Source organism: Pseudomonas sp. TR47, from assembly GCF_044143025.1.
GTDB lineage: Bacteria > Pseudomonadota > Gammaproteobacteria > Pseudomonadales > Pseudomonadaceae > Aquipseudomonas > Aquipseudomonas putida_E.
This window is the reverse complement of record NZ_JBHFCS010000002.1, coordinates 284,226-298,388: the sequence shown is the minus strand read 5'-3', so window position 1 is coordinate 298,388 and position 14,163 is coordinate 284,226. Positions and strand designations below refer to the sequence as shown.

At 62.2% G+C, this 14,163-nt stretch carries 9 protein-coding genes; 5 read left to right on the top strand and 4 right to left on the bottom strand.

What is annotated here, in order from left to right; translation table 11 throughout:
* Positions 1 to 185 precede the first annotated feature (185 nt).
* Both ACEWE8_RS03920 and ilvA read left to right on the top strand, forming a co-directional pair.
* A complete protein-coding gene (locus tag ACEWE8_RS03920; protein WP_046785977.1) occupies positions 186 to 617 on the top strand; it encodes a PACE efflux transporter in 432 nt (143 codons plus the stop codon).
* A 184-nt stretch (positions 618 to 801) separates the two neighbouring features.
* Complete coding sequence (ilvA, locus tag ACEWE8_RS03915) at positions 802 to 2,364, top strand: threonine ammonia-lyase, biosynthetic (RefSeq protein WP_080952106.1); 1,563 nt, start codon at positions 802 to 804, stop codon at positions 2,362 to 2,364.
* Between the two features lie 96 nt (positions 2,365 to 2,460).
* Here the strand turns inward: ilvA and ACEWE8_RS03910 are convergent, their stop codons facing one another.
* The 3 genes from ACEWE8_RS03910 to ACEWE8_RS03900 all read right to left on the bottom strand — a co-directional run bounded on the left by ACEWE8_RS03910 (position 2,461) and on the right by ACEWE8_RS03900 (position 5,920).
* Positions 2,461 to 3,648 (bottom strand): hypothetical protein, encoded by a 1,188-nt coding sequence (locus tag ACEWE8_RS03910; protein ID WP_046785978.1) that lies wholly within the window; start codon positions 3,646 to 3,648, stop codon positions 2,461 to 2,463.
* A gap of 51 nt (positions 3,649 to 3,699) precedes the next feature.
* Complete coding sequence (locus ACEWE8_RS03905; RefSeq protein ID WP_046785979.1) at positions 3,700 to 4,179, bottom strand: VOC family protein; 480 nt, start codon at positions 4,177 to 4,179, stop codon at positions 3,700 to 3,702.
* A gap of 121 nt (positions 4,180 to 4,300) precedes the next feature.
* Positions 4,301 to 5,920: an NADP-dependent glyceraldehyde-3-phosphate dehydrogenase gene (locus ACEWE8_RS03900; protein ID WP_046785980.1), complete on the bottom strand. Its 1,620-nt coding sequence runs from the start codon at positions 5,918 to 5,920 to the stop codon at positions 4,301 to 4,303.
* 138 nt (positions 5,921 to 6,058) lie between these two features.
* On the opposite strand from ACEWE8_RS03900, the gene ACEWE8_RS03895 reads away from it, so the two are divergent.
* A complete protein-coding gene (locus ACEWE8_RS03895; protein ID WP_046785981.1) occupies positions 6,059 to 7,660 on the top strand; it encodes a bifunctional diguanylate cyclase/phosphodiesterase in 1,602 nt (533 codons plus the stop codon).
* Between the two features lie 6 nt (positions 7,661 to 7,666).
* Here the strand turns inward: ACEWE8_RS03895 and ACEWE8_RS03890 are convergent, their stop codons facing one another.
* On the bottom strand, positions 7,667 to 11,455 hold the full coding sequence (locus ACEWE8_RS03890) for a leucine-rich repeat domain-containing protein (RefSeq protein ID WP_046785982.1): 3,789 nt from the start codon (positions 11,453 to 11,455) through the stop codon (positions 7,667 to 7,669).
* 313 nt (positions 11,456 to 11,768) lie between these two features.
* On the opposite strand from ACEWE8_RS03890, the gene ACEWE8_RS03885 reads away from it, so the two are divergent.
* Complete coding sequence (locus tag ACEWE8_RS03885; RefSeq protein WP_046785983.1) at positions 11,769 to 12,917, top strand: hypothetical protein; 1,149 nt, start codon at positions 11,769 to 11,771, stop codon at positions 12,915 to 12,917.
* A 75-nt stretch (positions 12,918 to 12,992) separates the two neighbouring features.
* Positions 12,993 to 14,111: a glycosyltransferase family 61 protein gene (locus tag ACEWE8_RS03880; protein WP_046785984.1), complete on the top strand. Its 1,119-nt coding sequence runs from the start codon at positions 12,993 to 12,995 to the stop codon at positions 14,109 to 14,111.
* The last annotated feature ends 52 nt before the right edge of the window (positions 14,112 to 14,163 follow it).

The window sequence follows — 14,163 nt, the reverse complement described above, 5'->3', positions numbered from 1 at the left end:
GTTGTTCCTCGTACGATTCCCTGGACGAAGGTGTACGACCTCGCGCCACTTGCAATGGGTAGATACAAGCAGTCAGGTGCCGGGTTGTCCAATGCACGGTTGTGCGTGGCCGGGCCAGGTATTCAGGCTTTTGCTTGCCAGCGGCTTCTAGTAACGTGGTAGGCCTTTTCGACAGGGAGCTGAAGATGCAAGGCAAGGCACGCAAGATCGTCCAGGCCATCCTCTACGAAGCCATCGCCGTGGCCTGTGTGGCGCCGGCACTGGAACTGGCGTTCGGTGCCGGCATGGCCCAGTCGACCGTGCTGTCAGCGTTGATGTCGGGCATTGCGATGAGCTGGAACATGGGCTTCAACTGGGCTTTCGAGCGCTGGGAGGCGCGCCAGCACCAGCGTGAACGTACCTTCATGCGCCGGCTGCTGCATGCCTTGGGCTTCGAAGGCGGGCTGGTGGTGATCCTGCTGCCGCTGGTGGCGTACTGGCTGGATGTCAGCCTGTGGGCAGCGTTGCTCACCAACATGGCGTTGTTCGTGTTCTTCTTCGTCTATGCCTTCGTGTTCCAGTGGGGTTTCGACAAGGTGTTCGATGTGCCGCTCTCGGCACAGCAAGCCAAGTGTTGACACGCCAAGGTACAGCGGGATAAGTTCCCTCCCCATGAACACTTTCCCGCATGTGAACGCCATTATTATTACCGCCATTATCAGTTTGGCGGGCTAGCGCGTACGTGCACCGAACCCGCCCTGGAGGCGGGTTTCTACTCTTCGACTCCTGGGCAACGTGAAAACAGCCAAGGAGTTGCACCCGATGACCAGCCTCAACGTCAGCCCCCGTACCCCGCTTACCCCTCAGCAGCTGCTGTCGGAGCAGGTGCGGCGCATCTTGTCTGCGCCGGTGTACGACCTGGCCATCGAGACCCCACTGCAAGCGGCGCCGGCGTTGTCCGCCAGCCTGGGCAACCAGGTATTGCTCAAGCGCGAAGACCTGCAGCCCACGTTCTCGTTCAAGATCCGCGGTGCCTACACCCGGCTGGCGCGCCTGACCCCCGCTCAGCGCGAGCGTGGGGTGATCACCGCATCGGCAGGCAACCACGCCCAGGGTGTGGCGCTGGCGGCCTCCCATCTGGGCATCAAGGCGACCATCGTCATGCCGACCACCACGCCTTCGCTGAAAATCGAAGGTGTACGTTCGCGGGGTGGGCATGTGGTGCTGCACGGTGAAAGCTTCCCCCACGCCCTGGCCCATGCACTGACCCTGGCCGACAGCGAAGGCGCTACCTTCGTGCCACCTTACGATGACCCCGACGTGATCGCCGGGCAGGGCACGGTCGGCATGGAGATCCTCCGCCAGCAGCCGGGTGCGCTGGATGCCATCTTCGTGCCGGTCGGGGGCGGTGGCCTGGTGGCAGGGATCGCCGCGTACGTGAAGTACCTGCGCCCCGAGGTCAAGGTGATCGGTGTCGAGCCGGAAGACTCCAATTGCCTGCAGGCCGCCATGGTTGCGGGGGAGCGGGTTATCCTGCCGCAGGTAGGTACCTTCGCCGATGGCGTGGCGGTCGCCCAGGTCGGTGCGCACTGTTTTGAACTGTGCCGGCATTTCGTCGATGAGGTGGTGACCGTCAGCAGCGATGAGCTGTGTGCGGCAATCAAGGACATCTATGACGATACCCGTTCGATCACCGAGCCGTCCGGCGCGCTGGCGGTCGCTGGCATCAAGAAGTACGTGGCCCGCGAAGGCGCACGGGGGCAGACGCTGGTGGCGATCGACTCCGGTGCCAACGTCAACTTCGACCGCCTGCGCCATGTGGCCGAACGTGCCGAGCTGGGTGAGCAGCGCGAGGCGATCATTGCCGTGACCATCCCCGAGCAGCCAGGCAGCTTCCGGGCCTTCTGCCAGGCGCTGGGCAAGCGCCAGATCACCGAGTTCAACTATCGCTACTACCCCGGCAAGGAAGCGCGCCTGTTTGTCGGGGTGCAAACGCACCCGCTGCACGACCCCCGGGAGAAACTGCTGGCACACCTCGCCGAGCAGGGTTACAGCGTGCTCGACCTGACCGACAACGAGCTGGCCAAGCTGCATGTGCGCCATACCGTGGGTGGCCATGCGGCGCCGGGAGCCGATGAGCGGGTGCTGCGCTTCGAGTTCCCGGAGCGTCCAGGAGCGTTGTTGGGCTTCCTGGAGCGGCTGGGCAAGCGCTGGAACATCAGCCTGTTCCATTACCGCAACCACGGCGCGGCCGAAGCCCGGGTGTTTGCCGCGCTGGAGGTGCCCGAGGATGAGCAGGCAGGGCTGCCGCTGGCGCTGGATGAGATGGGCTATCGGTACTGGGATGAGACCGAGAATCCTGCTTACAAGCTGTTTCTTGGGTGATCGGGCGCTGTTGCGATCGAGCGCCGCGCGGGCCGCGCTCGATCGCAACAGCCCAGCAACATCCTGGCCATAGGCCGGCCCGCCTCGACTGCTAGCTCAGCGCTCGCGCATGAAGAACCCGGCCACAAACTTGCGGAATGTCTCCAGGCTCTTGAAATCGGCGTACCGCTTGAAATTCTCGGCATCCGGTTCCGGCCCGACCGGCTGCTCCAGCAGCGATACCGACAGCACGCGGTCCTGGTCGGAGGTCAGCACCAGCTCATCCATCACCTGGCCACCGATCACGGGCCTTCGCATCTGCACCTTGACCCCCTTGCTGGCCATCCAGTCGATCAACGACACCAAGGCCTTGAGCGGTTCACGTTCCTCGTCGCGGTAAACCGGGAACAGGTGAGCGCGCGACAACACTGGCACGCTGGCCACGTGGATCAGCTCGTAGAAGTGACTGCCTGCGCTGGTGGGCGAGTACAGGATCAGCGCCAGCAGCGGCCCAGACACCCGGCTGCCACCCCAGTACAGGTGATGCCCCTGGAAGTCGAAGCCATCCTCACTGCGGTTGTTGAACAGCTTGCGCCCCTTGATCTGCTCGACGCAGTCCAGCAACAGGCCATGGCGGCGATGGTTGCCGAATACGGTAGCTTCGCGCAGGCGGGCCTTGAGCATCATCATGTGCTTCATGTCCAGCCGGGTTTCAAGGTAGTTGCTGGCGGGCACGCGTTCGAGCAGGGGGTAACGGCTGGCGACACTGCGCAATTCGGCAAACTGCGCGGTGAGGTCCTTTTTCAGGTGCGTGGCATACAGGTTCAGGCCGCTGGTTTCGATCCAGGTCAGCAGCAGCGAGAGCAGGCGCTGCTGCTCTCGGCGTTCGCTGCCGTCCTGGGCAGCGCCACTGTTTTCGCTGGCCTTGCGAAAGTCACCGAGCAGGCGCAGTGGCGTGTCAGGGGCCAGCCAGGCGGCGGGCGGGGCGGGGTCCGCCTCGCGTTCGGCGGCCTCGCGCTCATCTTTGCTGAACGGGCAGCCGGGTGCATGCTCGGCGGTGCCGGGGTTGTTCTTGAGAAACAGCGTGCCGGTGCTGCCATTGAGGGTGACGTTGAGCACCGGCAGGGCGTCCTTGCGGCAATCGCAGGCCAGCCACTGGTTGGCGCTGCGCACCTTCATCAGTAGCTGGTTGGCCTGTAACAGGCCGGGGCCAATGAGAGTGCCTGTGGCGAATGCCTGCAGCAGTTCCTCTTCGGCCTGGGTCAGGCTACGTACCTGCGCGGCGGTTTTGTCGATGATTCGCATGAAGCAGCTCCAAGCTACGAGCCACAAGCTTCAGGCAAAGTCGCGCCGCTTTCAACCAGTCGCTTGGTTGCCTGCGAACAGTTTGGCGGCGCGGGCGCGGATTTCGTCGGGGCTGAGGTCTTCTTTGTGGGTAGAGACGAACCACATGTTGCCGAACGGGTCTTTCAACGTGCCGCTGCGGTCGCCGTAGAACTGGTCCTTTACCTCATGCAACGGGGTGGCCCCGGCGGCAATGGCCTGGGCGTAGACCTTGTCACAGTCCTCCACGTATAGGTGCAGGCCAATGGCGACACCGCTGAGTGACTGGCTGGAGGTCAGGCCGCCCGCCATGTCGCACGGGTCGGCGAGCATCAGCGACGAATCGCCGATCTTCAGCTCGGCGTGCCCTACGCGGCCGTCCGGGCCTTCGAGGCGGAACATTTCGACCGCGCCGAAGGCTTGCTTGTAGAAGTCGATGGCCTTGGCGGCATCCTTGATGCCCAAATACGGGGTAATGCTGTGCTGGCCTTCGGGAATGGGGCGGGCTGCCATGTTCGACACTCCTCTGAAATGAATGCGAAAGGGGCAGGTTGCGCCCCTGTTGCATAAAGTCGGTCAGGCAGCTCGAAAATCGACAGCTCAGGTAGATCGTTTGTCTATAAGCAGGGCCCGTTCAGAAGATGTAATCGGTGGTGAGGAACGTCGACTGCCGATTACGGATGATCTCGCTGATCAGTTCCTTGTTGGCTTCCTGGAAGCGGGTCGCGACCAAGGTGCGTATCGAGAAAACGCGCAGGGCGTCATGCACCGACAAGGTACCCTCGGCGCTGTTCTTGCGACCATTGAAGGGGTAGGTGTCCGGCCCGCGCTGGCACTGGGCATTGAGGTTGATACGGCCCACCTGGTTGGCAAAGATGTCGACCAGGCTGCCGATGGTCTTGGGGTCGTTGCCGAACAGGCTCAACTGCTGGCCGAAGTCGGAATCGAGCACGTAGTCGATCACCGTCTGCAGGTCGCGGTAGGGCACCACCGGTACCACGGGGCCGAATTGCTCTTCGTGGTACACCCGCATGTCACCGGTTACCGGGTAGAGCAGGGCAGGGTAGAAGAACGAACCGCGACTGTTCCCGCCACCCTCGTTGACCACCCGCGCGCCTTTGGCCGTGGCATCGGCCACCAGGGCGTCGAGGTAATCGACCTTGCCCGGCTCCGGCAGCGGCGTCAGGGCCACATCCGGCTCCCAGGGCATGCCAGGCTTGAGCGCGGCGAGCTTGCGCTGGAACTTGTCGAGAAACGGTTCGACCACGTCTTCATGGACGAACAGGATTTTCAGTGCGGTGCAACGCTGGCCGTTGAACGACAGCGCGCCGGTGACCGCTTCTTCGACCGCATTGTCCAGGTCTACCTGGGGCAGCACGATGCCGGGGTTTTTGGCATCGAGCCCTAGCGCGGCGCGCAGGCGGTGCGGGCGCGGGTGGAGCTTTTTCAGGTCGCTGGCGGCCTTGTGCGTGCCAATGAAGGCGAACACGTCGACCTTGCCGCTGGCCATCAAGGCACTGACCGTTTCGCGGCCGCGGCCATAAATGACGTTGATCACCCCCGGCGGGAAGCTGTCACGGAACGCCTCGAGCAGCGGGCGAATCAACAGCACGCCGAATTTGGCCGGTTTGAACACCACGGTGTTGCCCATGATCAGCGCGGGGATCAACGTGGTGAAGGTTTCATTGAGCGGGTAGTTGTAAGGCCCCATGCACAAGGCCACGCCAAGCGGTGCGCGGCGGATCTGGCCGAGGGTGCCCTGTTCGAGTTCGAAGCGGCTGGAGCGGCGGTCGAGGTCTTTCAGGGCGTTGATGGTGTCGACGATATAGTCGCAGGTGCGATCGAACTCCTTCTCGGAGTCCTTGAGGTTTTTGCCGATCTCCCACATCAGCAGCTTTACCACGGCCTGGCGCTGTTCGCGCATGCGCGCAAGGAAGGTTTCGACATGCTGGATGCGTTCGGCGACACGCATGTTCGGCCAAGCGCCGCGGCCTTTGTCATAAGCCTGCACGGCGGCGTCCAGTGCCGTCAGTGCCGTATCAGCATCGAGCAGCGGGGCGCTGCCGAGGATGACCTGTCGCTCGCCGTCACCTTCCTTTAGCCAAACCGGGCTGCGCACGGTGGCCAGCGGGCCGTCCCAGCGCCTCAGTTCGCCATTGACGAGGTAATCGCGTTGCTCCAGGGGTTCACCCAGCTGCCAAGGGGTGGGGACATCCCCGGCAGCAGGGAACAGCGAATCGAGCAGGTGGTCCATGTGTACTGCACCTCACAAGTCTGGGTAGGTGAATCGCTTCAGCTTCGAGGATGCACCCGGCGAAAGAAAAATACCAGTCTGGCTCAATATTGCCCGCAGTGCGCCGATACATAAGCAATCGAGCGCATACGAAGGCCTATGACCCCGTCCAATACCCCACTACCTGATGAACCGCCGCCCACCGGCCAGCTGCGCCGCTCCCTTGGCAGCCTGATGCCGGTGGGCTTTGCCTTGGCCGGGATCGCCCTGTCGGTGCTGCTGGGCCATCTGGACGTGCAGCGCCAGCCTGACGGCCTGATGGCCAGCCCTCTGGTCTCGCCGCTGCTCTGGTTCGCCCTGGCCTGTACAGGCTTGACCAGCCTGTTCCTGGCCCTGATCAACCGTAAGCAACGCCAGCTGCAGCAACGCAATCGAGAACTGCGCAGCTCCCAGGCGCAACTTGAGCGGCTGGCCCACTACGACACCATCACCGGCTTGCCCAACCGCGTGTTGTTCCAGCAGCAACTGGCCGATGCCATTCTCAAGGGCGATGGTCTGGCTGTGTTGATGCTGGACATCGATGGCTTCAAGCAGGTGAACGACAGCCTCGGCCATGCCATGGGCGACCTGTTGCTGCAGCAAGCCACCGCGCGTTTTTTGCAGGAGCTGGACGCGCCTGACCGGGTGTGCCGCCTTGGCGGCGACGAGTTCGTTTTCATGTTGCGCGGCACCCAGGGCCAGGTGAGCCACCAGGTGGCTCACCTGCTGCGCTGCCTGCAACGCCCGTTCGATCTCAATGGCAGTACCGCACTGGTGACCGGCAGTATCGGCCTGGCCAGGTGCCCGCAGCACGGCGAGGATGTCGGCAGCCTGCTGCGTCACGCCGATACGGCGATGTATGCAGCCAAGGAAAGCGGGCGCAACGCCTGGCGCCCCTACCACACCGACATGACTGCCCGCCTGCAGCAGCGCCTGGAGCTTGAGCGCAACCTGCGCCGTGCCTTGCAGGCGAACGAGTTCGAGCTGTGGTATCAACCCAAGGTCGACCTGTTCAGCGGCTGCCTGCAGGGTGTCGAAGCATTGCTGCGCTGGCGGGACCCTGTTCATGGCCTGGTGTCACCGGCCGAGTTCATCCCGCTGGCAGAGCGCACGGGCCTGATCATTCCGCTGGGTGAGCGCGTGTTGGCGCTGGCATGCGCGCAGATGGCCGCCTGGCGCGACGAGGACCGCGTACCCGGGCCAATGGCGATCAACGTGGCGGCGCTGCAGATCGAGCGCAGCGACTATGTCTCCAGCCTGGCCCAGGCGCTGGAGTGTCATGGCCTGGCGCCGAGCCTGCTGGAAGTGGAAATCACCGAAAGTCTGCTGATGGAAAGCCAGCAACAGGCCTGTGAGGTACTGGCCCAATTACAGGCCATGGGCGTGACCACGGCGGTGGACGACTTCGGCACGGGTTATTCGTCACTGGCTTATTTGCGAGCGCTGCCGATCGATCACCTGAAGATCGACCGTGCGTTCATCAAAGACCTGCCGGACGATGACGATGCAGTGGCCGTGGCCCGGGCCATCATCGACCTGGGCCATGCGTTAGGCTTCCGGATCACTGCCGAGGGCATTGAAACCCAGGAACAGTATGACTTCTTGCGCAACGCCGGTTGCGACCAGGGGCAGGGCTATCTGCTGGCCCGGCCAATGCCGGCGGCGGACCTTGCGCGCTGGCTGGCGACCCGGGCCGAGCGGGGCCGCCAGGGCAGTGCCTGAAGCGGCTCAGAGATCCAGCAGCAAGGTAGCCGGCGAGTCTAGCGCCAGATCGCGAAAAGCGGGGTCTGCGTCCATGCGTTCGAGGCAGCGCCACAGTGCCTCCAGGCCTGCATCGAAGTCATCGAAATCGGCGATGTCCTCGATCAGCTGGCGCAGCTCTCGCCGGTAGTGCAACGGCACGCGCGCCCACAAGCGCAGTCGCTGTGCGCTGGCATTGGCCAACAGCGGCTGGTAGTCGATATCGGATACCAGAAGGTCAGCTCCATGAAGCTGGAAATAATCCTCAATCTGCTCGCGAATGGGCAGCCCTAGCGCCGGGCTTTCCAGGGCCAAGGCATTGGCGCTGGCCGCGGGCAGGGTGAACCCCTGTGGAAGGCGCTGGAACTGGTTCTCGGACAGGTCGATGATCAATACCGACTCCAGTCGTTGAAGGCCTTGTGGGAGTTCGGTCAAGCCGCAGTTGACCATGAACACCGAGCCGAGCCCTGGAAGGTTCTGCAGGTTCGGCGCGTGGAGCAACGGGTTCTCGGAGAGATCCAGCACCCTCAACCCGTCCAGTCGTTCCAGTGCTGCCTGTGAGCGTGCGTCCCAGCTGATGCGGTTATGTTCAAGGTCAAGCCATTGCAGGTTGCCAGGTACCCGAACCTCTGGAACCGCGGCGAAGCGACAACGGCTCAAGGTCAGGCGCTGCAGTTCGGGCAGGCACTGCAGCCATTGTGCGGGCAACTCGCTCAGTGCGCTGTTACCGCTGAGGTCAAGGTCCGCGACGTGGTTAAAACCTGCTGGCAGCGTGAGGGTAGCCAAGTCGCTGTTTTCCAGTTCGAAGTTTTTCAGGTCCAGGGAGTGGATGCGTTGGCCGGTGGACAGCACACGTATCGAATTTTGCTGCCAGGCGTTGAGAATCCTGCGCACGGCGGGCTGGCGCCGGGGAGCGGCCGCTGCCCATCGATCGAGGTCGGTGCGCAACTGGCTCAAGGTGTCTTCACGCATTCGTAATTCTGTCTCTGCAGAGCGCATCGTGTTACGCCAGTCTGCCTGTAAGCGCTCGACCTGCTCTTGGGTGATGCTGGGGTAGAGCCTGCGCAAGCGCGCCGGCACGCTTTGGTTGAAGAACGGTGAGGCGGGTGCCAGTGGAGTGACAGGTGCGCCACCGCGCAACCTGTGACGCGGGGTAGGGCGCTTGGCCTGTGGCCCCCAGAGGCGCATCGGCCACTTGCGCCGCTCGGCAGCGGCCAGGCGCTGCGTGCGCTCGCCCAGCGCGCCAGCACTGCCCCACGCGCGCTTGAGGTTTGGTGGCGCTGCGGCGTACAGCGCCTGGTACGCATCGGCATGCACTGGCCTGGCAACCGGGCGTTCGCCATTGAAGACCTCGTAGCCTTGACCCGACCTGAGCAACAGGCAACGCTCGCTGGCCTGTTCGTCGCCGATGGCCGCCAGCACGGTGCCCTCTGGCGTGGCCTCGCGGATCTCAACGCGCAACTGCTGTGGCCAGCCGGAGTACCGTTGCATGCAGGCGAGCAGCAAGCGTTCGCTGTCGCGGTTGGCCAGGCGCGGCTGATACAGGCCTTCCAGGGCACGGACCAATGGCAGATCCCGGGTGATCTGTTCGGCTTCCAGGTGCAGCCAGGCCGGTAACGCTCCTTGCGCTTGCCAATTGGCCAACGCCTCCGGTGAGAGCCGAGCCAGCAGACGCCTGGCAAGCGGTGGGGTCAATGGCGCGTAGGTATCGCACATCCGCTGCTCGGCGGCGCTTGCCGTACGCCCGTAAATACGCGTCAGTGCTGCGCCGTCCAGCTCGGGCATTTGCTGCGCCAGCGTCAAACGCTCCAGCGTATCGGCAAGCAGTGCAGGGGTGGCTTCACCGGCCAGGTGTACTGCCTGCAAACGTGCCCGGTCCACACCACTGATGACCATGGCCTGTTGCAGTTGCGCATCGTCCAGTGCATCCACAGGCAAGCCCAGGCGGCGCACGCACTGGCTGTCGGACCAGCCCTGAGGTGCCTCGTGTTCCGCGCGCCAGGCGCCTTCGCCGTTGTGTTCCAGCAGCGGCCGGTAGGCCTCGTGGTCACTGGGGTGGACGATCCTCCAGCGTTGGTCGGTGCCGTCCAGGGCAATTTCATAGTGTTGGCCATCCAGGTGGATGAATTGTCTGCCCTGGTGGGTTCGCAACCCTTGCGGGTTGGCTTCAAGTTCTGCTGGTAACTGCACGTTGCTCGCATAGCCCTTAAGGTCTGCACGCCAGAGCCGTCGGCTGCCGTCCCGCAGTTTCACCGGTTCAAGGCTTTCCATCAGCGCGCTGTTGAACAGCCTGGGCAGCACCTTGCCTGCCGCATGCAGACCGCCGATCGCAGCAAGGTTCAGGCCTACCGCCTCAATGTGCTGCAAGGCCAGGTGGCGGTCGCCGATGCTCCAAGCCTGGTAACCGTCGATCACCTCCCCAAGCAACTGGCAGGCGATTACCCCTGTCAACAGGGTGCCAACCCCGGGTATGAAGAAACCTGCAACCATCAGTGCGTCCAGCCCCATGCTTTGCCACTGGGCGATGCGCCGTTGGTGCGCTTGCCTGTCGACCTCTGCGGTAGGCACTGCCACGGCTGCGGCCTCGGCCTTCAGGCGTGCCACATGATCGCCATAGAGGAAAGCCAGCAGTGGCGCCTCGATGGGGGCAAGGGTCAGGTGCAGGTCGGCGCCCTCGCGCATCGACCACCGTTGATCTGCGGGGCTGTTACCTGCGGCGTCGAGGTTCTGGTGCAACAGGTCGAGGAAACGATAGCACTGCAACGATGAGACGTATCGCTGGAAACCCCGTCGGTAATCCGCTTGCAGCAAGTGGGTGGCGAGATGTGCATGTACGCCGGCACGGTCGGGAAACTGCAGCAGGCGCTGCTCATCACCGGGCAGGTACACCAACAAACCCGCCGTGCCGGCGTCGATGATCAGCACTTCGTGCAGTGCGATGCCGAACAGCGATGGCTGCCAGCAGCGTACGGGGGCCTGTGCCAGCAGTTGTTCAATGACATCACGGCCGGCGCCGGTAATGGTGTGGCGCAGCAAGGCCATGTCGGCGGCAAGGCGCAGGCGGTCACGCAGGGTCGTCATGAAGGCCGCGCGTACCGGGCTTGAGGGCGTTTCGAAGATCGCCTGCAGGTGTTCCTGATAACGCTGCCCAATGTCCAGGTCCCGGCAACTGCGGGCGTAGCCGCTGGGAGCAAGCGGCAGCGGGTTGATACGGTATGACTCGGACGGCAGGTCGATATCGACCAGCGTTTCGCTGTCGCCCAATGTGGTCTGGCCGACGACCGTGGTGGCTTCGAACTGCGCATCACCGTCCAGTACCAGGGCGCTGTCGTGGCTGAACGTGGGCTGCTCTTCGAAGTTGTGCAGGGCGGCTTCGAGCAGGCTGGTCGCTTTGTGGCCGGTGACGTAGGTGCCGAAACTGAACCTGTGTTGAATATGGATGAGCTGGGTACTGCGCAGCGGCACCGACAGTTGGTGCTCGGCCTTCAGTCGTTGCTCAAGCAAGGCTTCGGCGAATTCAGCAACGTTCTGCAGGCCCGCCATGGCGCGCGCCAGTTGGTACTGCGAGTCGTCCAGGCGGCGCTGGCTGGCAAGCACTGCTTCGCGCAGATCGGGTGCAGCATTGGCGAACCATGGCGCTTGACCCTCCAGGCCTTGCTCGGGCTGCACGCTCTCGCGCAAGCGCCGCCAGTGCTCAGGTTGCATCGTTCTGGCCCAGGCCGGTAGCTGTTCCTGGATCAGTTGCTGATGAGGGTTGTGAAGGGCGAAATCAGTCATCGTCGGTACCTGCATGAGAGAAAGAGCCGATAGCAGGCGCCGTTTGCATCGTAGCGGTGAGGTAGTTAATTACCCATTGCAACAATCAATGACCCAACGCGTACAGGAAAGAAAATTGACGTCATGAAATGAAGGTAGGCGATTGCAAAACGCCGCTTGCTAATACGCGAGCTTGCATCTTAAATTGTTACTGAATGTTAGGCCGGCAAGGGGCAATGTTGTCGGATTATCAGTCGCTTACGTCATTGTCTTGAGCAATAACCCGCTTCTCTTCCGATAAGGCCGTTTGAATTCAAAGGACGTCGAAGAAGAAATGAAAGCGCACATGATGGCCATAGCTCGAAAACTCATCTCACCTTCGCTGCGTTACGAGATCAGAACCGTATCAAACGTGTTACGCGACATGCTTGGGCGGGCGTGCTTCTGGCATTGGGAGGTCGCCCGGTTCAGGCTGCAGCAGCAAAGCCCCTACGAAATTCTCTACATCGGCAGGAAGCAACAGCGCGAAATGGCCAAGCTGTTGATAGGCGGCAAAGCGCAACAGCAGGCACCAGCACCCGAGGGCCCGGCGGGCAGCGTACCCAGCCGCGTAGTAGTCAGTGAGTTACCCACCCTCGGGGCACTGTCCGTACCGCACTACCTGAGTGCCGTCGTACCGCTTGGGCGCTCGCTGGACGATATCACCGCACGCTATGACAGTGAGTTGCGCCGCAGTATCCGCAAGAACCGACCGCTGTACCAGATGAGGCAAACGCTCTCGGATGACGAAATTGCCATGGCCGACCGTGACCTGCTTCGGCCTTATGCCAGCGCACGGCAAGGCATTCATGCGGCACAGTTTCCCACCGAGGAGGTGTTTCGTTTGGCCAAGGGGGTAGGCCGCCTGGACTTGATCACCTTGGATGGCGAGGTGGTGGCCTGTCACCTTGGTTGTGAGATAACCCGGGCTGGCAAGCGCTACTGGAGCACCTTGCGTTTCGGTTACTGCGAAGCCGTGTTTTCCGATGCCAAGAAACTGCGTGAGGTCAACTCCATCACCACCTACATGGCGTTGGAGTGGGCCTTGGCCAATGGCTACGACTATTACGACATCGGTCTTTGTCTGGCGCGCCCGGATGACGGGTTACTGAAGTGGAAGCGGCGGCGCGGGGGTGATATCGACTCGCTGGGCAACCACGCTTACATGTTCATCCGGCTACCCAAGACGGGAGTGGCCCGGTTTCTTTGGGACACGCCGCTGTTTGCGGTCGAGGGCAACAAGTTGACGCTGCACCTGGGTTTACCGGAAGGGTCCAGTGATGAAGCGCTTGCAAGCCGCTACCACGAAATGGTGTTTGGCGGCCTGCACAAGATATACCTCTATGGAAATAGAAGTTCGGGTGAGTTGTTTTTCGAGAACTTGCGCGAACGGTATGCCAACTTGAAATCACCGCCCACGATGGAAAGGGTGTTGTCCAATTAACTTAGCGTCAGGGCCGGCCTGGATAAGGACGTCGCTTGCGAGCTTTTTGGCGTGCTTATTATAAGGGGGCTTTCCATGGGTAGCGATATATCCAAGTTCAGTTCGACGCTGATCACCAGCGAAACTGTCTGGACACTGGCCGCCTACAAACACATGGCCAGAAAGCGGCTTGCCCGTAAAGCCGATATCGACATAAAAAGTCGGGCGGTTAAAACCTGGGACATCGCGCCCGGCGAAACCACCGTCTCTCCACCGGCGTATTTCTTGCCCAACCAGCTGGAACGCGTGACCGGTTGGGAGGCCAAGCGTTTTTTCCCCCATGTTCACCCCGCGCTCACCATGGAAGGCGGTATCCGTGCGCAGCAAGGCCCGACGCGCGGCTACCTGCTAAAGGATGTCTGGCTGATTGACGGGGCGTTATACAAAGACGACGCCAGCCATTGGCTGTCGTTGAAGCCCAGCACTTTCCCGCGGGTAACGGTGGACTACGAGATAGAGCGGGGTGCTGTGTATTGCACGCAAAACGGCAACACTTGGTTTGGTACCTGGTTGATGGAAGATTGCCCGACCTACGCACTGGCCTGCAACGAGGGCATCCCTGTTACCACGGCACCATCGGCCAGGTTTCCATTGTTTACCCAGGCCCCCGGCTATGAGGCGTGGCTGGACATGCAACCCTTGCGCTTGCGCAGCGCATTTTTCAAGGAGCTGGTGCTGTTCGACGACGTGAGCAACAACCGCAGCCGGCATCAGCGCTACCGTGCCATGGGCGACAAGTTGCTGTCGCATGTGGACCCAGTAACGCACCCTGGCGTGTTCATTCTGCGCGGCTGTGAAGGCCAATTGCGCTTGATGCGCAACGAACTTGAGGTCGCCGAACACTTGCGCAAGTACCGTGGCTTTCGCGTGATCGACCCACTCAGGTGCGATGTGCCGACCATCGTCGCGGCATGCGCGGGGGCCAGGACGGTGATTGGCGTGGAAGGCAGCCAGTTGGTTCACGGTGTCAATGTGCTGCGTTCAGGCGGCTCGCTGCTGGCGCTGCAGCCGCCTAACCGCTTCGTCAGCTACTACAAGTACCTGACGGACCGTGACCATCAGCATTTTGGCTTCGTCGTCGGCACGCCGCAGGGTGATGGCTTCACGATCGATATTGATGAGGTCGAACGTACCCTCGATCTTTTTCCGTCATAAGCGTGACGCTAAGCGCAATGATTCTCAATGTTTCTCGCCTATGAAACACATC